Source organism: Calditrichota bacterium (assembly GCA_013152715.1).
In the GTDB taxonomy this organism is placed as follows: domain Bacteria; phylum Zhuqueibacterota; class Zhuqueibacteria; order Thermofontimicrobiales; family Thermofontimicrobiaceae; genus 4484-87.
In genome coordinates this window covers 43,791-66,805 of sequence record JAADFU010000075.1, presented here as the reverse complement: position 1 = coordinate 66,805, position 23,015 = coordinate 43,791, and the positions used below count along the sequence as shown (strand labels likewise).

At 44.9% G+C, this 23,015-nt stretch carries 16 protein-coding genes; 11 read left to right on the top strand and 5 right to left on the bottom strand.

Translation table 11 applies throughout. The features are described from left to right. The first annotated feature begins 345 nt into the window (after positions 1 to 345). The 5 genes from GXO74_06010 (at position 346) to GXO74_05990 (ending at position 7,807) form a co-directional block, all read left to right on the top strand. Positions 346 to 2,100 carry a glycoside hydrolase family 97 protein gene (locus GXO74_06010; protein NOZ61217.1) on the top strand — a complete coding sequence of 585 codons (1,755 nt, stop codon included), beginning with the start codon at positions 346 to 348 and terminating at the stop codon, positions 2,098 to 2,100. 106 nt (positions 2,101 to 2,206) lie between these two features. Next, positions 2,207 to 2,542 (top strand): hypothetical protein, encoded by a 336-nt coding sequence (locus GXO74_06005; GenBank protein ID NOZ61216.1) that lies wholly within the window; start codon positions 2,207 to 2,209, stop codon positions 2,540 to 2,542. A 134-nt stretch (positions 2,543 to 2,676) separates the two neighbouring features. Then, entirely contained in the window at positions 2,677 to 3,156 is a 480-nt protein-coding gene (locus GXO74_06000; protein NOZ61215.1) for a hypothetical protein, read from the top strand. Positions 3,157 to 3,506: 350 nt separating this feature from the next. After that, positions 3,507 to 5,291 carry a transglycosylase SLT domain-containing protein gene (locus tag GXO74_05995; GenBank protein ID NOZ61214.1) on the top strand — a complete coding sequence of 595 codons (1,785 nt, stop codon included), beginning with the start codon at positions 3,507 to 3,509 and terminating at the stop codon, positions 5,289 to 5,291. Between the two features lie 626 nt (positions 5,292 to 5,917). After that, the gene (locus tag GXO74_05990) at positions 5,918 to 7,807 is read left to right on the top strand and encodes a T9SS type A sorting domain-containing protein (protein NOZ61213.1); all 1,890 of its coding nucleotides are present in this window, start codon (positions 5,918 to 5,920) and stop codon (positions 7,805 to 7,807) included. A gap of 63 nt (positions 7,808 to 7,870) precedes the next feature. On the opposite strand, the gene GXO74_05985 is transcribed toward GXO74_05990, so the two are convergent. The 3 genes from GXO74_05985 to GXO74_05975 all read right to left on the bottom strand — a co-directional run bounded on the left by GXO74_05985 (position 7,871) and on the right by GXO74_05975 (position 9,470). Beyond that, a complete protein-coding gene (locus tag GXO74_05985; GenBank protein NOZ61212.1) occupies positions 7,871 to 8,215 on the bottom strand; it encodes a hypothetical protein in 345 nt (114 codons plus the stop codon). A gap of 28 nt (positions 8,216 to 8,243) precedes the next feature. Continuing rightward, positions 8,244 to 9,158, bottom strand: coding sequence for a 1,4-dihydroxy-2-naphthoate octaprenyltransferase (gene menA / locus GXO74_05980; protein NOZ61211.1), 915 nt, complete (start codon positions 9,156 to 9,158; stop codon positions 8,244 to 8,246). 99 nt (positions 9,159 to 9,257) lie between these two features. Then, positions 9,258 to 9,470, bottom strand: a complete 213-nt coding sequence (locus tag GXO74_05975) for a hypothetical protein (GenBank protein NOZ61210.1) — start codon at positions 9,468 to 9,470, stop codon at positions 9,258 to 9,260. Between the two features lie 271 nt (positions 9,471 to 9,741). On the opposite strand from GXO74_05975, the gene GXO74_05970 reads away from it, so the two are divergent. Then, the gene (locus GXO74_05970; GenBank protein NOZ61209.1) at positions 9,742 to 10,674 is read left to right on the top strand and encodes a YitT family protein; all 933 of its coding nucleotides are present in this window, start codon (positions 9,742 to 9,744) and stop codon (positions 10,672 to 10,674) included. Between the two features lie 733 nt (positions 10,675 to 11,407). On the opposite strand, the gene GXO74_05965 is transcribed toward GXO74_05970, so the two are convergent. Both GXO74_05965 and GXO74_05960 read right to left on the bottom strand, forming a co-directional pair. Further along, positions 11,408 to 14,539 carry a PorV/PorQ family protein gene (locus GXO74_05965; protein ID NOZ61208.1) on the bottom strand — a complete coding sequence of 1,044 codons (3,132 nt, stop codon included), beginning with the start codon at positions 14,537 to 14,539 and terminating at the stop codon, positions 11,408 to 11,410. Beyond that, entirely contained in the window at positions 14,512 to 18,501 is a 3,990-nt protein-coding gene (locus GXO74_05960; GenBank protein ID NOZ61207.1) for a DUF11 domain-containing protein, read from the bottom strand. Before GXO74_05960 ends, GXO74_05965 begins: the two co-directional genes overlap by 28 nt. Before the next feature lie 583 nt (positions 18,502 to 19,084). Here GXO74_05960 and GXO74_05955 point away from each other — a divergent pair. The 5 genes from GXO74_05955 (at position 19,085) to GXO74_05935 (ending at position 22,987) form a co-directional block, all read left to right on the top strand. Beyond that, positions 19,085 to 19,885, top strand: coding sequence for a CYTH domain-containing protein (locus tag GXO74_05955; protein ID NOZ61206.1), 801 nt, complete (start codon positions 19,085 to 19,087; stop codon positions 19,883 to 19,885). Between the two features lie 121 nt (positions 19,886 to 20,006). Further along, positions 20,007 to 20,528: a DUF177 domain-containing protein gene (locus GXO74_05950; protein NOZ61205.1), complete on the top strand. Its 522-nt coding sequence runs from the start codon at positions 20,007 to 20,009 to the stop codon at positions 20,526 to 20,528. Positions 20,529 to 20,717: 189 nt separating this feature from the next. Further along, the gene (gene rpmF / locus GXO74_05945; protein ID NOZ61204.1) at positions 20,718 to 20,900 is read left to right on the top strand and encodes a 50S ribosomal protein L32; all 183 of its coding nucleotides are present in this window, start codon (positions 20,718 to 20,720) and stop codon (positions 20,898 to 20,900) included. A 23-nt stretch (positions 20,901 to 20,923) separates the two neighbouring features. Beyond that, positions 20,924 to 21,925 (top strand): phosphate acyltransferase PlsX, encoded by a 1,002-nt coding sequence (gene plsX, locus GXO74_05940; GenBank protein ID NOZ61203.1) that lies wholly within the window; start codon positions 20,924 to 20,926, stop codon positions 21,923 to 21,925. A gap of 93 nt (positions 21,926 to 22,018) precedes the next feature. Further along, a complete protein-coding gene (locus GXO74_05935; GenBank protein NOZ61202.1) occupies positions 22,019 to 22,987 on the top strand; it encodes a ketoacyl-ACP synthase III in 969 nt (322 codons plus the stop codon). Positions 22,988 to 23,015 lie beyond the last annotated feature (28 nt).

Genomic DNA, 23,015 nt, shown 5'->3' with positions numbered 1-23,015 from the left:
CGGTGATTGGTTTTTATATTATTTTTTGGTAAAAAATTTTGTTTGAACGGGTCTGGACATCCCCCCTTGCCCTCCTTCAAAGGGGGGAACCAGAAAAGTCCCCCTTTGAAGGGGGATTTAGGGGGATGTTTAATTGCATGACTTACTAATAATAATCAAATGAGGTATAGTAATGAGATTAATGAACCGAGCATTCTGGCTATTGACAATTTTAATGCTTTCTTTATTCACTTGTGGAAAGAAACAAAATGAAATAATCTTGAAAAGCCCGGACAATCAGCTTGTCTTTGAACTCAAAATTAATCCTGAAGATGGAAAAATAACTTATTCTGTGGCAAAAGAGGGGTGGCAAAAGAGGGCTTCGCTGTCATTGAAAATTCGCCGTTGTCTTTCAAATGCCAAAACGATGTTTCATTTGAAAAAGATTTTTACATCAAATCCGTGAAAAAAGATGAAGTAAATACAAGCTGGAAACCGGTTCATGGCGAAAGAAGCGAAATTCCCGATCATTATCGCAGTGCCGTGGTGGAATTGCGCCAGCGCGGTGAGAACGGGCGGATTATGAAATTGGAAGTGCGGGCTTACGATGAAGGAATCGCATTTCGCTACATTTTTCCCGAACAAAATGGGCTGGATTCTCTGGTGATTGAAGATGAGAACACAACTTTTTATTTCACCGGAGATTTTCTGACCTGGGAAGCAGCCCATGCGCAGGCGGAATATCAGGAGAAACGTTTGAGCGAACTGAATCCGGGCTGCGAGCGTCCACTGACTGTGAAAATTAACGACAGTCTTTTTGTAGCTATCGGCGAAGCCGCGCTGGTGGATTACGCTCGCATGAAATTTGATCCGATTCCCGGAAAACCATTTGGCTTGAAATCTTCTCTGGCGAGCGAAGTTCGCTCTTTATTGCCATTTAAAACGCCGTGGCGATTTATTTTGATCGGCAAAAGCGCAGGGGAATTGTTGGAACACAACTATTTGCTGCTGAATCTGAACGAACCGTGCAAGATTGAAGATACGTCCTGGATTCGCCCCGGAAAAGTCATTCGGGAAATTACCTTGACGACGGCTGGCGGAAAAGCCTGCGTGGATTTCGCCGCGAAACATAATCTTCAGTTTGTGGAATTTGATGCCGGCTGGTATGGCCACGAGTATGACGATTCGTCTGACGCCACAACGGTAACCGTCGATCCCAAACGTTCGCCGGGCCCCCTTGATCTGGCTGAAGTTGTGAACTATGCGCACAAAAAAGGCGTGGGTATTATTCTTTATGTGAACCGCCGAGCGATGGAAAAACAGTTGGATGAAATTTTGCCGTTGTATCGAAAATGGGGTATTTCGGGGGTGAAATACGGTTTTGTGAACGTGGGCTCTCAATATTGGACGCGCTGGCTGCATGAGGCGATCCGCAAAGCTGCGGAAAATAAGTTGATGGTGGACATTCACGACGAATATCGTCCCACAGGTTACTCCCGCACCTACCCCAATTTGATGACTGTCGAGGGCATTCGCGGCGACGAGGAAGCGCCGACCAACGAGCATACGTTGATCACACTTTTCACGCGAATGATTGCCGGCGCCGGAGATAATACGAACTGTTATTTTTCCAAACGAGTTGATGAAAGAATGGGGTCTCATGCATCGCAGTTGGCGAAAGCTGTTTGTCTGTATAGCCCGTGGCAATTTCTCTACTGGTATGATAGTCCGCCGCGGCGCGGACTACCGGCGGGAAATTTGGAAAAAGTAATCAGTGAAACTCCAGAATTGGAATTTTTTGATGAAGTCCCGACTGTTTGGGATGACACAAAGTTTCTCTCCGGTGAAATCGGAAAATACGCTACGGTTGCCCGACGCAGCGGAGAAAACTGGTTTGTCGGTTGCGTGAACGGAGAAGAACCACGTGTTTTTGAAGTCAAACTATCATTTTTGAAGCCGGGCGTAAAATATGCAGCGTCAATCTATTCTGACGATGCGGCTTTCCCGAGCAGAACACACGTCCGCATCCAAAAAATGGATGTTGAAAAGAATCATATTATTCGAAGAAATGTAGCAGCGAATAATGGGCTGGCGATGATGATTGTGCCGGTCGGGGAATAGAATCTCAATTGAATTTTGGAATTCGCTTTTTGGAAAAATGTAGGCTTAAAATAGCAGATTAATCAGTCGCCGTTTTTGATTCCCTCATGCCGTGGCCGGATTCTTTTTGCAAAAATTGAATCATCAAATTTTTGATAGTGCGGATTTCTTCATTCATTTCAATCAGGCGCTGGTTTGCAATCGTGTGCAGCAGCTTTTGACGAAGATTTACGCGCAACGTGATCTGGAGAGAGCAAAGCTGTTTCGAAATATTCGTCTGTCAGTACGCCGGCACGATAATCTTCAGCTTGTCAAAGATAGCGTCGCCAGTTTTATTTTGTACGCCGATGGTGCAAATAATGACATTATTGCAAGACCCAATTTTGAGAAAATTCAATTTGGTCGAAAAATCAGTAAAAAATCACTTGATTTTTTGCCTAAAATTAAATATATTATTTTGTGAAAGGTTAGCTCAGGTAATTGATAGCTATTTTTTGTTGAAAATAAAATTATTATTTCCAGTCAATTTCCGCTTTCAATTTGGGGCGGATATTTTTTTTGATAAATTTAAGATGAATTTTTCCAAAGGCACAATCAATGATTACTTACGATGAAGATAATAAGATAGTCGAAGAATTGATGAATATTTCCGAGAGAATGGTGGCGCTGTTAGACAATGAAAACACTGACGGAGAAAGCTGGGATTATTATTGCAATGGTCAGGTCGTCAAAGCGGCTGTCTTTCGCAATAAAATTACCGCAACCGTTCGTGAGGTCGTTGATGAGTTTCAGATTCAAATTATCGCTGACGGTCGCCAGCTTTTGTCTTCCTGTAGCTGCGGCGCCAGAGACCGCTTGTGCAAACATGTGATTTCGTTGCTGTATTCCTGGGTCAATGATCGGGAAGATTTTTTGGATGTGGGCAGAATGGTGGAAAATCTCGACTCCATGGAAAAGTCAGAATTAGTCGAAGTTATCGAGCGGATTTTGCGCACAGATCCTTCAAAAGCGCGCTTTCTCAAACGTCGCTACGAGGACGAATTTGACGTGGACGAAGACATTGATGATTTATTTTAATTTTTGATTTCATTTTGAAATGATGGCGTGCGACCGCTGTGTTGCTATCGTGGTCGTAATTCCGAAAAGTTGGTAATCGACAAAGTAATAAATCTAAAGCAAAACTGCTGAAGCAGTTAACTACTTATTTTTTAACTTGTTAAAACTACAATAAATTGCTGATGGTTCAATTTAGCGTTCTAACATATTGATAAATATAGATTAAAAAATAATATTTAACGTATTTAATTTTTTATCAGCAAAATAACTCTGGTATCTTTTTTGCTCTGATTATTTGACGGAGGCGTAAAAAAAGGGCGAAGTAAATAAATCGGCAACATAGAAATCTTTCCTAATTCCAAAAGGCGACGATGAAGACAACATTGTTTTTGCTGCGAAGTTTGAATCACTGGCTCGTCCGAAGCTGGGTTTTTGGCTGTTTACTGATTGCGCCGTTGCATGCGCTGGAGATCGATCAGGATTTGTTCCCGCAGCCCGATGTCCTGCGACCGAATATTCGGTTTTGGACCTCCATTTACACGCTTTACGACAGCGACCAGATCGTCATTCATGATTCGGAAAATTTGTCGATAATTTACGAAGTGATCGATTTAGACGATGCATTTCCCGAAGAAGCGGTTACCGAAAAAGCCAAATGGAATTACGCCGATTCTGTCAAAGACAGATATTGTCAAATTTTGAAAAAACTAGCCTCCGCCGATACTTTGAACCCGGACACCCTGCACGCGCGCGAGCGTTATGTGTACAATCTTTTCCATGAGAATCCTACCCCTGAGACATTTTTAAGAGCAATCGACAATATTCGAGGACAGCAGGGTCTTCGCGATCAATTCCGTGAAGGATTGATTCGCTCTGGCCGTTATGCAGAGCACATTAATCGCATCTTTCGAGAGTTTGATTTGCCACTGGAATTAGCGGCGTTACCTTTTGTAGAATCGCTTTTTCATGTAAAATCCTATTCGAAAGTAGGCGCTGCCGGCATCTGGCAGTTCACGCGCCGCACCGGACGGCGATTTTTGAAGATAAACTACACCGTGGACGAACGATTTGATCCCATCTCTGCCACTGTCGCGGCGGCGAAATTGTTGAAAGAGAATTACGAAAAACTGGGCAACTGGCCCCTTGCCATCACGGCTTACAACCACGGCGTGCATGGCATGGAAAAGGCGGTTAAAAAAGTCGGCGCCCGCGACATCGGAGAAATAATTCAAAAATACAACAGCAGATCATTTAAATTTGCTTCGAAAAATTTTTACGCCGAGTTTTTGGCGGCTCTGGAAGTGAGCAGAAATTATCGCATTTACTTTGGCGAAATCAATTTTGAGCCGCCGATGCGATACGTGGAATATCGCTTGCCGTCTAACAGTTATTTCAAACATATTTCCCGAATATTGAAGTTGCCGGAGGATGTCATTCGCGAGTTCAATCCGTCGCTGAAAAAACGCACGTTGCAGTCCCAGAGAAGAATCCCGCGCGGTTACAAATTGAAAATACCTTATCGTGAAGACGCTCAATACGGAGTTGCCTGGTCTCTGATTTCGGGGCATGAAAAATATGCTTTGAATGAAGGAACTAACTCGCAGACGCCGCAGCTTGCAGCGAGTGAAAAATCTACTGCTGTCAAGCGGGCAGAACGGGAATCATCACAGAAAAACAGCGTCAAAGAATCGCTTCGCTCCTTTGCTCTACCGAAAAAAGCAGAAGCAAGCGAAAATAGCAGTTATGATTTTGTAAAAGTAGGGTCCAATGAAACGCTGGGTCATTTTGCTGACTGGCTCAAAATTTCGACGCGCGAGTTGCGACGCATCAATGGCCTTTCTTTCGGGGAACCGATTCGTATGGATCAAAAAATCAAACTATCGTTCAAAAATGTGACCAGAGCGGAATTTGACAGAAAACGAATTGAGTATCGCCAGGCTCAGGAGAATAATTTCTTTTCCCGCTATCAGATAAAAGGCCTCAAGATGCATCGCGTCAAATCCGGTGATAACATCTGGGATTTATGCAATAACAGGTACAATGTGCCCTACTGGCTTGTCGCCAAATACAACCCTGATCGCGCGCTGAACAAGCTCAAAGTCGGCGAATTGCTCATTTTTCCTCTGATCGAAATGAAGGAAGAAACAAGCCAATAAATTGGAGATAAATCTAATCTCACTTACGCGTGTTGACAAAATTCCAGGATCAGCAAAAAAGCCCGAGGTCCTTTTTTTCGTGTTAGTGATAATCTTTTTCACTCGGCTAATTTTTTTTCATCTCGAGCGTCTTTGCGGCTATTTAGAGATCGTTTTCTCGCCGAAAAATGAATTCTTCCCCAAATGTGACATCCATCATATTGATAGTGCGCAAAATTTTTTAACTTAATTTAAAATAAAAATTTTTCAAAAAATGCTTGCATTTTTTGAAAGAAAATGATATATAATAACAGTTAAAAATATCTGCATCTCTATGTTACATTCCTGGATTGTCGATAAGCCTGTTTTTGTAGCGTGATGTCTTTCTGTTTTGCGCTCGCTTTTTTAAAGGTTTGGAAAATTGAATTCATTTGACAATGCAGGGCAATCCCAGGAGGGGTGATAGGAAATTTTTAGCGGTGGCTGAAAAAAGACGCTTGAAAATTTGTACAAAACTTATTAGATCAATGCAGAGCAGCGGTTTCTTCTTTCAGTCATTGCTGTATCCCCGGTATCCTTTTTGATGAGAATTGCTAAAAATTTTTATTAAAATTCAATAAGTTAAAACAAACTATGGAGGTTTTTTTATGGCAAAGAAGCTTACAATTTTAGTCGTCATTTTGATTGCGCTGCCGACATTAGTCCTTGCAGTGACTAATGCCAAAATAAACGGCCAAAAAGAAATTACGATTACTCAACTGCCCGTCGATCTGGTTTTTACTTGTGATCTCGCTGCGCCGGGGAACAAAGTTGCCGTCGAATATTACGTCGATATGGATAATGACGGGAAAATCGGCGCCATGGAAGAGATCGTAGAATTTTTCTACCTGACCGACGGCATCGGCTGGATCAAAGACCCGCAGGATTCGGAAAATGATTTTGCCGGCGACGAAACCGGCGTTGATGGCAAAATTCATACGACATTTACCATCGACCCCACGGAAGTTTTACTGCCGACTGGTTTGACCATGCTTATCCGTTTTGTGGATGAAGATGGCAGCGAAGATTTTGTGAAAATGCACATTCAGGTTGAGCCGCAGCCGCCGTTCATTCAGGGAAAAGTAACTGCCAAATCAACCGGCGCACCCATACAAAATGTTTTCGTCATCGCGGCGAACGGCGAAAATGAGGACGCCTTTTTTGGCATCACAGATCAAGATGGTGATTATAAGATTTCCGTTACCAACGGAACTTATGCCGCCGTCGCCATGCAATTTCCTTCGGTGGATTATCAACCCTCAGACACAGTCACAGTGACTGTGAGCAACGATCAAAGCCAGACAGTCGATTTTCAACTGGAAGCTTTCGAGAGTTCAGTGCACGGCAATGTCAAGAAAAATGATGGCACGCCAGTCGCGGGAATTATGGTTTTTGCGATAAGCACCGATCCGACGAATCCTTTTGGAAGCATGTCTACTACTGATGCGCAGGGAAATTATCAAATCGGCGTTATGCCGGGCCTGGTGATCGTCTCTCCGTCTCCCATGTTAAATATGCGTAATGAAAATTGGCCTTCAGATTATTACGTGCACCCGGAGGCTGACACTTTAATGGTCGGAAGCGGACAGGATCTCACAGCAGATTTTGTTTTTAGACCATATCATTCGTTTATCACGGGAAAATGTACAACGAACGGCGAGCCGCTGGCTGATGTGCAAATTACTGCTATGTCTCTGGATGTTACGACTTTTCAATTCCACATGTACATGACAAATACCGACGAAAACGGAGAGTATCGTCTGGGAGTTTTGCCCGGCATGATTAGCACGCTTGTCGCTTACAAAGAAGGATATAATATTACTTCGCCTATGGGCGGCTACATGCAAATTAATGTCGCGCCAAATCAAACTGTGACGGGCAAAGATTTTCAGTTTCAACCAGTGGGCGGCGTGACCGGTATTTCCGGTGTGGTGACTTTTGCTGATGGCTCCGGCGCCGGTAATGTTTACGTGGTCGCGGAGAATAACTTTGAAGAGTCACCGGAAGGCTTTCTGATCACTTACACCGACGCCAGCGGAAATTATAATTTTGAAAATATTCTGGAAGGCGACTACCATACGGGCGTTTATCTTTCCGGATATTCGTCTGATCCGGCGCAACGATCTTTCTATTTATCCACAGGTGTGGATTTGACAGGACAGGATTTTGTGTTGTCGCCCGGAAGCGGAGTGGCAGTAAAAGACAGAATTTTGCAGCCCACGACGATTCATTTGTTCCAGAATTTCCCCAATCCGTTCAATCCCACGACTCAAATTCGATTTGAGTTGCCGCAGCCTGAGCATGTGACTTTGTCAGTTTTCAATGCTTCAGGTCAGTTGGTGAAAGTATTGCAAAATGGCAGAATCAGCGCCGGCAGTCATGAAATTGAATGGGACGGCACGGATCAGTTTGGCAGGAAGGTGGTCAGCGGCGTTTATTTCTATCAGTTGAAAATTAATAATTTTCAGGAAGTTAAACGCATGATTCTCACGAAGTAATTGCAATCGACTTCAGACAAAAAAGTGATGCCGTAGGTCAACTTCGGCATCACTTTTTTTATTTCATTTATTCTTTTTCTTTTCGTCGATTGTCAAATAAGTGTAGGCATTGAAGGAATTAATCGTGTGATTTGCCGCATCAGATACATTAATCAGCTTGACGTCTCCATTTCGTGAACGAACTTTTGTCGTGGCTTCGATGACAGTGGCGATGAAACGGTAATTGGGTTCGTCAATGTGTTTCATGTCAAGAATGATTTTGTAAAATTTATTCTTGAAGCACTTGCCAAAAGCAGCCGCTAAATAACTGTCTGCAATATCCGTCGGCACCGTTGCAGTGAACTGGATTTTGATGATGTCACTTTTTTCGCCGACACGACGAAGCACGATTTTATGCTGTTCTGCCATACTTTTCCCTGTACAATTTGCCCGCAGACTAAATTAATCGGTCAATGAAAAACGCAATCGTCAGCAACAAACCTGTGAACAGATGATTCATGATCGTGCTGGCGTTCGCCGGGACTAGTTTGAGGCTATCGTCGTAATTCGCCTGCGCCACTTTGATCGCTTTCAAAGCCAGCGGCAAAGTGAGCAGCGAAATCAATGCCATTGGCGGCAGAAAATCGACTGCCACGCCGACGATAACAACCAAATAAGTGAGCATGATCATCAGTACAAAGCCCTTGACTGCTTTTTCTTTCCCCAGGCGAACCACCAGATGCAATTTGCCCACGGCATAATCCGCTTTGGCATCCGGAAATTCGTTAATGTACAGAACCGCAGCGATGAGCAGCGCCACCGGCAGAGAAGCGATTATTGGCAGCCAGGAAAAACTTTGAGTTTGAACGTAAAAGGCGCCAAAGGTCATCAAAACGCCAAAATTCAATCCAATCAAAAGCTCTCCGATACCACGGCTTACCAGATTCACTCGCGGTTCCACGTAAAAAACAGAAGAAAATACACCGAAAACGCCCAGCGCCAAAATGACCCAACCGAATTGATAGACAAGATAAAAACCAATGGCGCTGCCAATGAACAGACAAATCAGCCCTTCCGCGAGCACCTCTTTCGGAGTCATCAACCCGTTTTGGATCATACGGCTGCCGCCGGTAAATGGTCGCACAAATTCTGTATTGATTTCATCATTTTGTGTCACGTGATCAAAATAATCATTAATTACATTTGCGCCTGCGTGCAAGAACACGCCAGCAATAAGCGTCAGCAAAAAGTAAAGCCAATTAATGGAAACGTTTTGATAATAGGCAATCGAGGTTCCCAATAAAACAGGGACAATACTCGCAGTGAAAAACGGAGCACGAACAGCCATCACCCATGTTTTTGGTTTACTCATATTTCTCCTCTCATTTCTCTTTTCGGTGATCAGTTTTTTGTTTATGTTCATTTGTCAAATTCTTTTGCAAAAGTTCAATTAAAATTTTCTTTCGTTACGCTAATTCTGCTTAATAAGCTCATCCATCTGTCTGTCTATCAGCCGACGAATCTGATCATTCAATTTAATTTCCAGACGCAGATGTTGCAGCTCCAATTCCAATTGTTTTTTGCTCAACATTTCTCCAAATTGAAAATCGGAAATTAGCAGATCGTCGTCATTGTTGTCCTTTTCATTTTTTTTCGTATTTTTTCGTCGTCGAAGTCGTGCCATCGTTGTAGCCCCAATAGTTGAAGAACGATAATTTAATATTTTATCAGAAAAAAGCAATTACTTTTTTGCGCTGTTTCCCAATTTTGCCAATGAGAGAATTGATTTTTTCATTTAAATTTTGTATATTGCCGGACAAAAGAACATTTGCTGAAAATTTTTCTTTGTTGATGAGAATATATCGGTTTTTTTTGCCCTTTGAGTCCTAGAGACTTCGAGGCTGAATAATTACAAATTTTGATGGCTCAATCCAAATTTTACTGCAAAGGAGAAAATGTTGAAAGCGTCGACAAAGATTTTGATTCGCGATTATTCTGCCATCACCATCGGCGCATTTATCATGTCGGTCGGCATTGGCGTCTTTCTCGTCGATGCAAAAGTCGTGCCCGGCGGCGTCAGTGGACTGGCGATGACAGTACACTATTTAACTGACTACAAAGTTCCCGTGGGGTTGATGATGTGGTTGTTCAACGTGCCGCTTTTTCTCTGGGGCATCAGGGAATTAGGCGGCAGATTCGGCGTGCGCACTCTGGTTGGTTTTTCGTTGAATTCTTTTTTTATCGATCTGTTGCGCGGCAGTATTCCTGGATTTCGTTTCATTCATCTCCAGAAAGCAGGCGCAATTCAGGATTTGTATCAGCATGATTTTATTCTGGTAGTGCTGTTCGGTGCGATTTTATTAGGAGTCGGTCTGGGTATTATTTTTAAATTTAGGGGCTCAACGGCAGGCTCAGATATTGTAGCGGCGATCATGCAAAAACGTTTAGGCTGGAAACCCGGGCAGGCGATTATGTTTATTGATTTTTTGGTAATTTCCGCCGCCGGAATTGTGCTGCAAGTCAAAGGATTGGCTGTTGTCAAACCAGCGCTTACACTTACACTATATGCATTCATTTTGCTGTTCATTTCCTCGAGATTGATCGATGTGATTATTGAGGGCATGGATTACGCAAAAGCAGCGATTATCATTTCCCCTGAATATGAGAAAATCGGGAAAATCATCATGGAAGACCTGAGCCGTGGCGCCACAGCCTTGAACGGAAGAGGGTTGTACACAAACGCGGAGCGTGAAGTAATTTTGACAGTAGTGACGCGAAAAGAAATTACTCAATTGGTGGATATCGTGAAATCGGTAGATCCCAAAGCGTTTGTGATTGTGAACAACGTGCATGAGGTGCTCGGAGAAGGGTTTCGGCGACGAATCTAAAAAATGAAAGGGCACAGAACGGGTGTTTTTCTGATAGCGACGGAACAAATGAGTTAACAAGCGCCATATTTGAACTACTGAATGAAAAACTTGAACAAAATAGTCATTAAAATGATGATGCCAAAGCCGAAATTCATGAAAGTAAATAACATGTTAAATCGTTTATTCATATCCTCGAAGCGTTTGTCCATATAATGGTACATGTCCTCAAAGCGTTTATCCACGGCTTCAAAGCGCTTATCGATTGCTTCAAAGCGTTTGTCTACAGCTTCGAAGCGCTTATCGATCAATTTAAAGCCTTCTTTCATGGTTTCGGCGAGCAAGCGAATTTCATTTTTTAATTCCAGTAGCTGCCGCTCGTAGCTTTCTTTGGGCACAATGTTTTGCGTCAGTAAGTTCACGTATTGGCGAAGAGATTGTTTATCTTTTACTTCAAATGCCCGCTCTAATTGTTGCTCTAAAAGTTCTGCTAAATCTTCCATGTGATCCTCACGTTATTTGATGAAAATTACATGACTGCTGCTACTGAATATAACATTTTTTTTCTTGATTGTCAACTAATTTGTTGATTTGAGCGAATGGCAATTTATCCCTATCGATTTTACGGTTTTCACCCCTGAGGGGCTTTGGGAATAGCTGAAAAACTGGGAGTTTTATGCTGATGCATTGTTTTGTAGCATTGTGCCTATTAAGGTTGCTAATTTGAAAATTTTGGGTACGGCTTGCGACAAAATTAATTCTCCCCGCTTTGCAATGCCAGTTGCTTTTTGCTTTTAGGAGTGTAAAATTCCATCTCAATACGGCGATTAATCTGCCGTCCTTCCGGCGTTGCGTTGTCGCCGATGAGTGTGATTTGATCGTTGCGGAGGATCAGGACGAAAGGTTCCAGCATCACTTGTTTCGGCATTTGCGGCAGCAGTTGGCGGATATGTTCGTAGCAGCCTGGTTCAAAATCTTCGCGATTATTCAGGAAATTGAGTGTGTCTATTGAATAAGAGAATGGATTGTTTGACCCTTTTCCAATAATACCGTTGATGTCAAGATGCTCGTAAATCAGTCGGTAAAGCTCGGGATTTTGGTATTTTCGCTTTTCCAATTCCGCCAAAAATTTAGCCTGAAAATTGGCAGCCCGTTTTCTGGAAAAAATATTATTGACTGTATTCGGCGGAATGCCACAGGCGTGCCCCACAAAACGAATGCGCGTATTTTTCATCCATTTCAATCGCAACTCGAGTTTGGCAAACAAATCATCCCAGGGAATAATCGGATAGGGGTGTTGATTGTTGAAATCTGCCAATCCTACGACTATGGGCATGTGCGTTTCGAAACCCGTCAAATAGGAGCGTTGCGGTCTTGTTTTGAACTGTCTTCCCAGACTGTCTTTCAAACTTGCAAAATAAGCAATCGGTTGATTCAGCCAATCGGTTTTTCCCTTTTCAGAGTGCGGCCAATCGATTGAATCGACGTCTGCTCTGTAGGGCAAAAAGTCTTTTTTTGCAGGAGAGCGGATGCTCAAATACCCGTCTTCAACGCCAACCTGTGACTTGATTGTGGAACCCCATTTCACCGGCAACGGAATCGCCGGCTCCTCAAAAGTTTTGAAAGGAATCGGCGCAAACAATGTGATGTCCGCTTCGTGCGTGTCCACGTTGTAGGCGGTGATTTTGACGAAGCGCCGTTCTTCGCGAACGTCCTTGTTCCAGGTCGGGCGCTGGTAATGAGTGCGATTCCAGAGACAGAGCGAATCCGGAATTTGCTCTTCGGAAATGCCAAATTGCAGCAGCAGATTTCTGACAGCGTACACTCGTTCGCGCGCTAACTCGAGCGGTTCGCCGGAAGTGTTGTCGCAGAACCCCTCCAATTCAAGGTACAAATCGTGTCGCTTTTTGAGCCGTTCGGCGATAATTTTAAGCGGCGGGTAGAGCCAGTTTTCCGTCGATTGGTAATAAGCCAGCGGCATGGAAGCGGAGTTCGCATCGAAAAAGACTCTCGGCAATAGCGGCAAATTGTGATCCGTTCGCGGCAGCAGATAGGCGTTCACGGTATCGGGCAAATCGAGGCGACCTTTGGGAATCGTGTAAAATTCTGTTTCAAAATGATTGTTCGCCAGATTTACCTCAAGTCCCATTTCTGTTTCCGATTTCAAAATTCTCGCTTCTGCCGAAAAGATAAATTTTCCTTTCTCCGGCGTCAACCAGGGAATGGAAATTTGCAGCGAATCGCCGCGGTTGAGACGATCGATTTTTTTTACTAAAAAAGTATCGAGCTGGGCGCGCGGCGAAATTGTGCTGACGACCAAATTGATATTTTCCGCGTCCAGATGGCCGACGTTGGCGAGGGTGACAGAAATAACGCCTTGGGTATCGCTTTCCGTGATCCACGGACTTGGTTTGAATTGCATTTCTTTAATTTTAATGTCAGGAAAAAGCACATAAAAATGGCGAACACCCTGTTCGGCAACGCGAAAATGATCGTCGCGATCGACGGCGAGCACGGTCCACCAGTAGTCTCCTGCCGGAAGATCGGTTTCGGAATGGGCAATTTGTTTGCCTTTTTCTGAAAAATTTCGCAAAGTATCGATACGGAAAAATTTGGCCGCATGAAAACGCAGTAGTGTTTTCATCTCTTTGATGCTTTCGTCCGAGTGTAGCTGCCAGCGGTAAAGGGCGGACAATTCTGCCGCATTTTCTTGTTTTTCCAGAAGGAAAAGGTAACTCACATCATCGTACAGATCCGGGTCTTTTGATTTTTCCCAGGCAAAAGTAATTTTGTTGACAGCAAAAGTGTCGTTGTGCGCCGGTGTGATCAGGCGAAATGCTTCGGGAGCGACGGGATACGCGGACGCACTGCCGCGGTAGGACGCGGAAAAGAATTCATTTTTTTCTAACCCGGCGAAATCAAACCGCAGCGCACTGTTTTCGCGAACGACCTGCCGCGCTAATTTCGAATTGTTGTCCAGCCTGAAGCTCATTCCCATGCTGAATTTGCTCAGAAAATGATCGTCGAAATGGTAGCCGGCTTGCAAAGAAAAACGATAGGCGAAACTCAATTCTCCGCCGATGTTGAAATAGCCGGATTCGTCTTTTGTCTTCTGATAATCCGAAGAAAGCTGCAACTGCAAACCGTCGTGGGAGCCGATCGCTACAGCGATTCCGAAACGCATGGTTTGCGGTAGCGGAGTGGCGGTATTTTTGAATCTCAGCGATTGACCCCAGTGGCTGAGAGAAATTCCCGCAGAAAGATGTGCGTACTCGAAAAGCGGGTTTCTGAGCTGAAAACGAGGAGAGCGCCACAAAATTCCGGCGTCGGCATTGAACGAAGACGCGCGGAACGTGTAAAGCTCGCTTTGCAGGTATTTTAAATTGACGCCGATGGCAAAATTGTCAGAGAGGAAACTCAGCGGCGTTCCCAGGCCAAAAGATGCCAGCATATCACTGGCCGAGGCCATGGCGCGATTTCGCAGCGTGGAGTCAAATTTTTTCACGCCCAAATAGCGAAGACCGAAGACAAGCTGAGTGCGCCGACTGAGCGGAGACTGGAATCGTTTCCCGGCGTTCAGAGAAAGGTGGTAAATGTCGGCAAACCAGCGGGTGTACGAGCCGCAAAAATGATATTCGCGATAGAATCCAATCGCCGCCGGGTTGGCGTAAAATGATTGAAAATCATCTATTCCGCCGCTCAGACTGGAACCCAGCGCCTGCTGCCGGGAGCCGGGCATCATGTTCAAAAACGTGGCTCCGGAGCGAATCTGGCTGTATCCGGCGACTGCGGCGACGAGCCACAGCGTCAGCCAGATGGCGATTGATGCAGATATTTTTGTCCCGCGCGGTTTCATTTTTACCTGACTATGATTATTTTTTTCCAACAATCCATTTCCTGAGTTCGTAAAGCGATGATGTACACGCCGCTTCCCACGGGTTGTCCGGAAGCTGTGCGGCCGTCCCAGGAAAAAGTATTTTCTCCCTGATGATAAAATTTTTCAGCAATGGTGGAAATGTGATAGCCGCGAATATCGTACAAATCGAGCTCAATGGTCTGGCTCTGGCTGAGATGAAAATGAATTTGCAAAGGCCGTCCCAGATCTGGCTGAAAGACATTCACATCAAAATAATAAGAATGATCGCAATCGATTTCTTTTGTCTCAATATTGGCGACAATCTCTGCTTCGTCTTCGTCGTCTGTTGTGCTGGTGTCGTCCGGCGAGTAGATTCCTGCCACGTTCATAATCGGCATGATCGTTTTGGGCAGCGTCAATTCCAGCGTTGCTTTGAAAGAAGCCACAAATTGCTGCCCCGGTTGCAGCGTGTCAATGAACCAGAACAATTTTTTTTGATGCACCGAGTCCGGCGCCGGTTGAAAATCCGAACCGGTAATCAGTTCCGGCAGCGAGTCAAACAGCGTCACGTGAAAAGCAACGCCCGGGCCATGGTTGAACACTTTGAGTTGATAAGTGAAGCTGTCGCCGGCTTGCACCGTATCGCGGTCTGCTGTTTTTTGAATTTCTAAATTGTAGTGCTCCGGTTTTTCCGGTTTCTCCTCAGCGATGACGATGCGGTGTCTTTTTGTGCGTTCGCCGACAAGATTGGTGTCGTTTTCTGCGCTCACAACGGCGACATTTTGCAGGGAAAAAGGCGTGGAATCCGGCGCGCGATCGATGGCGGCGTCGTACTGAATGAGAATCGTTCCGCCCCCGGCGAGCGAGTCAAAACTCCAGAAAAGAATTCTGCCCTTCGCGGAATCGGGCAGCGGATTGACGTTCGCGACTGAAATATTTTCCGGCAGCGTGTCCGAGACAGCGATGTGATAGGCGGCGCCGTCCCCGATGTTGGAGATTTGAATGGAATAAGTGAAAGATTCCCCAACTTTGACGGTGTCTTTGTCCGCTGATTTTGACAATTCAAGTTTTGGCGAGCCGAATGGTTTTTTTTCTCTTTCGTCCACCGGAATGACCCGCGCCCGCACACGGTAGCCGCGGATTTCTTCTTTGTCAGAGTCAAAAATTCCGGCGACATTGAAAACAGCACTGTCTGCTGTCGCGTACTGAGAATCTAATTTTGCCGTGACGACAAACATTTTCGTCTGCCCAACAGTGATTGAATCGATGAACCAGAAATACATTCGGCCGACGACAGAATCCGGCTGCGGCGCAAAAGCGAGCGGAATGATGGCGCTGGTCATGGAATCGACGAGGGTGATTTCCCGTGCCACGTCAGGTCCCAGATTGCGCAGGGAAATTTCGTAATCGAACTCCTCGTTAATTTTGACGCTGTCTTTGCTGACCTCTTTTTTTAGTTCGAGCTGATACTGTGCGGGTTCATTCGCAACAGCCACAGTCGTGGTAGCGTGGCCGGAATTGTTGCTCAGATCAGAGTCGTTCGACGCGTTCACAAAGGCGAAATTAGTCATTGGAAAAGCGGTGTCGTAATCGGCTGTCGCCAGACGTGTGAAGATCGAAATCCGGATTTTTTCACCGGCTGCCAGTGAATCAAATTGCCAGGTGAGCGGTGAATTTAACGAGTCGAGCTTCGGGCTTGTGCCCAGAACAGTGAGCATCGCCGGCAAAGTGTCGCTGACCGTAATTTGCCGCGCTGTCTCTCGTCCTAAATTTTCCACGGTGAGCAAGTAGCGCAATTGCTCGTCAAAACGAACGGTGTCTTTGTCCGCTGTTTTTGCCAATTGCAAATCGCAGTGAAAGACCGGCGGCGGCGTCCATTTTTTCTGCGCGAAAACGGAAAATGAATCCCGATTGTTAGCGAGATTGGTGTCATTCTCCGCAGCGACTGCGCCAACATTTTTCAGAGAAATGTTTTCAGTCAAATGGGAATCGACTTGCGCGATGAAAGAGATCGTTTTTTCTCCGCGCCCTGTTAGTGAATCAAAATGCCAGAAAAGCAAATTTTCTGCCGTTGAATCAGGATTTTCAGAGAAAATTTTTGGCGAAAGAAAATCCGGCAGCGAATCGACCAGCGTTACTCGCTGGGCGGTGTTTTTCGACAAATTCTGAATTTTGAGAAAATAGCGCAAGGTGTCGCCAGCGAAAAGGGAGTCTTTTGACGCGAGTTTTTCAATCAATAAATCGCAATTGAAAATTTTCTCTTTTGTCCTGTCCCAAAAAATGACCGCTGCGCTGTCGTAATTGTTGACGGAAAATGTGTCGAGCGGAACAGAGACGTTGGCATAATTGACGATTTGAAAGGTCGTGTCGGAAAAACTTTGTCGCGTGCGTGCCTGAAACGTGATTGCGATTTCAGCGTTGATTTCCAGGGAATCAAATTTCCAGAAAAGCAACGAGTTCGCCGCGGAATCCGGCGCAATGGAAAAATCGAGCGGCGCCAGCGTCGGCGGCAGACTGTCGGCGACGGTGATTTTTTTCGCTGTCGCGGGCCCCACATTGCTGATCGACAAGCGAAACGTCGCTGCGTCTCCTTGGCGAATAGTGTCCGCAGAAACTGTTTTGCTGAGGCTCACATCGCAAAATTTCGGCTGTGGCGGCGTGTTCCAATAAATAAAAGTGGAGCATTGCGCCTGATTGTTGGTTTTCAGTGTGTCGTTTGCCGCGTCGGCGCTGGCATGATTTTCAACGGTCGAGTCATGATCAGCGAGAGAGCTGTCAGCTTGCGCGTTTAGCGAAAAAACCGAACTGTCGCCAGCGGCAAGCGCTTCGGTGAACCAGAAAATTTTCTGCCCGGCGACAGAGTCCGGCGCGGGCGAAAACTCAGTTACGGAGATTTCCGCCGGCAGGGAATCGGTCACAATCACCCGAAACGCTGAATCTGGCCCCATGTTTTTGACAATGATGCGATAGCTGAACGGAGAAAATCCTGTCACAGAATCCGCGCTGACAGTTTTGTTGATTGTCAAATCGCAGCGCGGCGCAGGTGTGGGTTTTTTTCGCTTGATGGAAACAGTGTCCGTCGCCTGGTTGTTTGTCAAATCTGTGTCGCCGGGCGCGTCGACAGCGGAAAAATTGACTACTTGGGTGACCGTGTCCGGGATATCTTCCTGAACAACGGCGGTGTAGCTGATTCGTTGCGTCTCATTGGCACTCAAATTAGTAAAATTCCAGTGCACGACCCGGCCCTGGGCAGAATCCGGAGTCGGATTCGCAGCGATGAATTGCAGGAATTCAGGCATGGCGTCGCTGATGTGAATTGTGCCGGCCGTATCGGGACCAGAGTTCGCAATTTGCAGTTCAAATTCAATCTCCTCGCCTGGAAACACGGAATCGTAATTTGCCGATTTCTCGATTGAAATATCAAATTGGGGCGGCTTGTCGCCTTCGTAGGCAAATTGAAAATTGTAAATGTGCACGCTTTCCGGGCTTTGACCATGCATGGGCACATCGGGCGGGTTGAGGAATTGCGGGTATTGATATTGCAAAAAGTAGTAATGCTTCAGATGAATGGTGTAAATTCCCGGCGGGAAATAAAATTTTCCTGCATCGCGAGATGTCAGCGACGGTCGAAAAGAAGTGTCTGGCACAACCTTCTCGATTCCGGCGTTGGGCTCCAATTGCGGGACCAGGGAACTGTCCGACTGTCGAAATTGAACGTAAAAAGATTCGTTCCCCTGTCCTTCTGAATATTCGACGCCGGTGAAAATTCGGTAGAATCCCGGCTGGACGATGCGAATAGTCGCTGCGTCCATCTCTTTTTGGCAGCGATCCACGCAAACGCCAATACTGTCTGGGTTAGTTGGAAGCGTAAAAATATCGCCTGCTGCTTGCACCTGAATCGTTGTCACGTCGTTTTGCTGCGCCCAGGATGCAGTGGAAGCAAATAAAATGATGATGTAGACAAATAAAAATACTTTTTTGTTGACGGACAAAGTTGTTTCCCCGTAGCTCTAACTGTTTATTTCCAAGGTGAAAATTTAAAGTAATTGAAATTTTTATACTTATGGAAATAACAAAATTTGTGCCAAAAGAAAAATATATTTTTAACAATAGATAAAACAAATAATTATCCTATGTTTTAAAAAAATGGGCTTTTGAAACAATATTTAATTTTGTTATATCAGATTGGTAATTAAGTAGATAGCTATTTTATTTTGAAATACTTCGGAAAAGGAGTATTGATTTTTAGGGTAGATTTACAATTGAATTAAATTGTTATGTGTAAAGCATTTTTTAAGACCAAAATTAATAGAGAGTTGAATTGAAATATTACAATTGTTAAAAAAAATTGCATTTCAAAATGTTGTTCCCCGTCCGTTGCAATGTTCGAATGTGTGACAAATATGAAATTGGGGCTTTGCACGGTCGGAACAAATCTGTCGTTGATGCATTACATAAAGTTTATGAGACAAAATCGTCTGAAAAGTGTTTTTTTGCTTGGAAGAGAAAGCGCATTTTGAGCAGGATCACAATTCCGGACAAAAAAATTGAAAAGTAAGCGAAGAAGGCTTTTCTTTGGAAACATCAAATCAGGAAATTGAACTTCGGCTGGTCATTGTCGGCGACGATCAGCGCGGCGTTGCCAAGGAGATAAGCCAGCTCGAGCGCTGGGAAAATTATTCGTTCGCGGACGCGGGAACACGACGAATTCATGACGTCTATTTTGATACGGCAGATGGCGCTCTGGCAAAACAGAATTTTGGTATCAGAATCCGCGCCCTGGATAGCTCCGTTTTTATTACTATTAAAGGAGAGCCGGAATTACTGAAAAATGGCAGCGTGCGCCGTCTGGAAATGGAGCAGCCTTGGAGTGACTCGGCCGGGGAGATGGTGCGCCAATTTTTTCGCGAAAGAAAAATTGTTGCTCCTGTTGATGCCTTGAATTGGCAACAGCAAAATCCGGCGCGCCTTTTTGAACAGATGGGGCTGCAAGTCATTCACGAGCGTTTTAATGATCGTCGTTTGAAAAACATTGTCATCGTTGGCAATCCGAAAGCAATCCTGGTCGAGATGGCGATTGACGAGATGACTTTTCCGCTCGGCGGAAGAAAGTTAAAATTATTCGAAATTGAATTAGAACAAAAAGAAGCGGGGGGCGAGCGGGTTGTTGCAAAATTAAAAAAATATTTTTTGGAAAAATTTCACAATCGCATGTTACTCTGGGCTTACAGCAAGCTGGCGACCGGCATTGCACTGCAGAAATTCATCACCGACAGAGAATTTCAAAAAACAATCGACAGCAAAAATCAATTGCAGCGACGTTCGTATGAGTTGATTGAGCGACATTTTCAAAGTCTGGGCAGGGGAATAAATTGATTCGTCTGAGAGGGACGTTGGCATCAAAATTTCTTAAATTTGAAAAGCAGTAATTTTTGACTTGACAATTTAGGAAATTATTATTAAATTGAAGGAATTTTAAGAGCGTTTGGATTATTAGATGAAGATAGAGATTAATGCGTTAGAAGAGGGAATGAATGAGGTTCATTTTAAGACCTCGATGACGGAGCTCGGCTATGATGAAGATGAAGAAAAAATGGCTTTATTCCCTCATGCGATTTTTGTTGATACAGAAATATATAAAATTTCCGAACATTTTGACGTGAAGTCTCATGTGAAAACAAAGGCGCGCTACGTCTGTGATCGTTGTTTGGAAAAATTTGATCAAATATTGGAAAGTTCGTTTCGGTTTTATGTTGTGCGCAAATTACAAGAAAGCGCCACTGAAGAGAACGATGAATACCGCGTTCTTGATGCACATGAAAATACCATTGATATTACCGAAGATGTGATTGAAAATTTGTTGCTTGAAGTTCCAATGAAGCATGTTTGTAAAGAAAGTTGTCGCGGTTTGTGTCCGACATGCGGGGCGAATTTGAATCTTGGCCAGTGCAGTTGCGAAAGCAAAATTATTGATCCGCGCTGGGAAAAACTTCGTCAACTGTTTGTAAGTGACAAATAAATAAGAGATTATTAAAACGCTCATATCGGCTTTCTCTGTCTTTGCTCTTTGTCATTCCCGATATGAGCGATTTGGTTTTATGTTTATATCCTGTAATCAAAATCAAACAAATGCAAGGTTTAATTACCATTATTAAAGCCGTACCAGGCTTTCTGGATTGCAATTAAAAAATAAGAAGGAAGAACGATTATGGCATTACCTAAGAGAAGACACTCTCAATCAAGACGAGATAAACGACGCACGCATTGGAAATTAACGGCGATGAATGTCGTCGATTGTCCGAACTGCGCGCAGCCGAAATTACCGCATCGCGCTTGCCCCAATTGCGGCTATTATAACGGACGAATGGTCTTTGTGCCTAAAGAAGCATAGCTTAGCGAGGAAAACCAGAAAAGATGAAGATTGCAGTTGACGCTATGGGCGGTGATTTTGCTCCGCGCGCCGTTGTGACGGGCGCGATTTCAGCCGCCAGAACAGACAGAAATCTGGAGATCGTGCTTGTTGGGGATGAGGAGGCAGTAAAGCGTGAGTTGTCTCTTCATTTTCGCACGCAAGAGTTGCCCATTTCGATTCATCACGCGTCCCAGGTCATCGAAATGAAGGACTCGCCGGCTCATGCGCTTCGCAGAAAACGCGACAGTTCAATCAGCGTCGCTATGGAATTACACAAAAAAGGCGAAGTCGCTGCCGTTGTCAGCGCCGGCAACACGGGCGCTGTTTTGGGCGCAGCGCTCATGAAGTTAAAAAAAATTCGCGGCGTTTTGCGTCCGGCGATCGGTTCGATTTTACCCACTGGCAAGGGAAGGAATTTTCTCATCGATGTGGGGACGAATGTGGATTCCAAGCCGCAGCAACTCATGCAATTTGGCGTCATGGGGAGTATCTTTGTTAAAAAACTTTTTAGCGTTGAAAATCCGCGTGTCGGCCTGCTGAACATCGGCGAAGAATCCAGCAAAGGCTCGGATCATGTTCAGAAAACGTACCAACTATTTTTAGACGCGCCGTTTAACTTCATTGGCAATGTCGAAGGTCGGTCTATTTTAAGCGAGACGGTCGATGTGGTGGTATGCGACGGATTTGTCGGAAATATTATTCTGAAATTCGCCGAATCGATCAGTTCGGTTTATACGCGAAGCTTACGGGGGCGAATCGGAAAAAGGCTGCAATACAAATTTGGCGCGTATTTATTGCGGCCGGCTTTTCGGCGGTTAAAAAAAACATTCGATTATGCCGAATATGGCGGCGTGCCATTGCTTGGCGTTAATGGCGTGGTCATTATTGGGCACGGAGGCTCATCTCCCAAGGCGGTGACCAATGCAATTTTTGAGGCGGAAAAAATGGTCAACGAAAATGTCAATGGGGCGATCGAAGCGGAATTAGAAGCTATTAATAAATAGGCGAGTGAATAGCGGTTGAAATTAAAACGCTTTCTCGTCAAGCGAACCAACATTAAGGAGACGGAAGCGAAAGTGGATGAAAAACTTGGTGCAATGATTACCGGCATGGGTATGGCGGTACCCGAGAAAGTTCTTACAAATTTTGATCTTGAGAAAATGGTAGATACCACCGATGAATGGATTCGGACGCGCACCGGAATGGTCGAGAGGCACATTGCCGATGAAAATACGGCGACGTCGGATCTGTGCACAGAAGCGGCGGAAATGGCTCTTAAAGATGCCGGGCTATCGGCAAAAGATATTGACGTCATTATTATCGCCACAGTGACGCCGGATACGATATTTCCCTCGGCGGCTTGTTACGTGCAAAAAAATCTCGGTGCGACAAATGCGGCAGCGTTTGATATCAGCGCGGCATGTTCCGGTTTTTTGTACGGATTAACGGTTGCGGATAGCTTTATTCGCAGCGGACTGTACAAAAATATTTTAGTCATCGGAGCAGAGACGCTGAGTAAAATTACGGATTGGACGGATCGCTCGACGTGTGTCCTTTTCGGCGACGGCGCCGGAGCGGCAGTCGTCCAACCTTCAGACGGAACAAGAGGAATTATAAAGACATTTATCAGCAGCGATGGGCGGCTGACAGATTTATTGATTTTGCCTGGCGGCGGAAGTCGCATTCCGACGTCTCACGAATCAGTGGATCAACGTCTTCATTATATTAAAATGGAAGGCCAGGATGTTTTCAAATATGCAGTGAAAGCCATGGGCGACGCCGCAGTGAAGGTCCTGGAAGAAACCGGCGTTTCATCGAAAGATTTGGCTTTAATGATACCGCACCAGGCGAACGATCGCATCATTCAGGCGACAGCCCGGCGAATAAAATTGCCAATGGAGCAAGTGTACGTGAATATTCAAAAATATGGCAATACCTCAGCGGCGTCAATTCCCATTGCCTTGACCGAGGCCATTGAGGAAGGAAAGCTCAAACATGGCGATTATTGCTTGCTTGTCAGCTTCGGCGGCGGTTTTACTATCGGAGCAGTTTTGTTGAAATACTAATTTTTTGGGGAAAAAATTTGCTGCCAAG

Excerpts from the sequence above, each read along its gene's own strand:
- GXO74_06000 (NOZ61215.1), top strand. The coding sequence starts at position 2,677 with ATGATTACTTACGATGAAGATAATAAGATAGTCGAAGAATTGATGAAT.
- GXO74_05995 (NOZ61214.1), top strand. The coding sequence starts at position 3,507 with ATGAAGACAACATTGTTTTTGCTGCGAAGTTTGAATCACTGGCTCGTC.
- GXO74_05990 (NOZ61213.1), top strand. The coding sequence starts at position 5,918 with ATGGCAAAGAAGCTTACAATTTTAGTCGTCATTTTGATTGCGCTGCCG.
- GXO74_05985 (NOZ61212.1), bottom strand. The coding sequence starts at position 8,215 with ATGGCAGAACAGCATAAAATCGTGCTTCGTCGTGTCGGCGAAAAAAGT.
- menA (NOZ61211.1), bottom strand. The coding sequence starts at position 9,158 with ATGAGTAAACCAAAAACATGGGTGATGGCTGTTCGTGCTCCGTTTTTC.
- GXO74_05975 (NOZ61210.1), bottom strand. The coding sequence starts at position 9,470 with ATGGCACGACTTCGACGACGAAAAAATACGAAAAAAAATGAAAAGGAC.
- GXO74_05970 (NOZ61209.1), top strand. The coding sequence starts at position 9,742 with ATGTTGAAAGCGTCGACAAAGATTTTGATTCGCGATTATTCTGCCATC.
- GXO74_05950 (NOZ61205.1), top strand. The coding sequence starts at position 20,007 with ATGAAGATAGAGATTAATGCGTTAGAAGAGGGAATGAATGAGGTTCAT.
- rpmF (NOZ61204.1), top strand. The coding sequence starts at position 20,718 with ATGGCATTACCTAAGAGAAGACACTCTCAATCAAGACGAGATAAACGA.
- plsX (NOZ61203.1), top strand. The coding sequence starts at position 20,924 with ATGAAGATTGCAGTTGACGCTATGGGCGGTGATTTTGCTCCGCGCGCC.
- GXO74_05935 (NOZ61202.1), top strand. The coding sequence starts at position 22,019 with ATGATTACCGGCATGGGTATGGCGGTACCCGAGAAAGTTCTTACAAAT.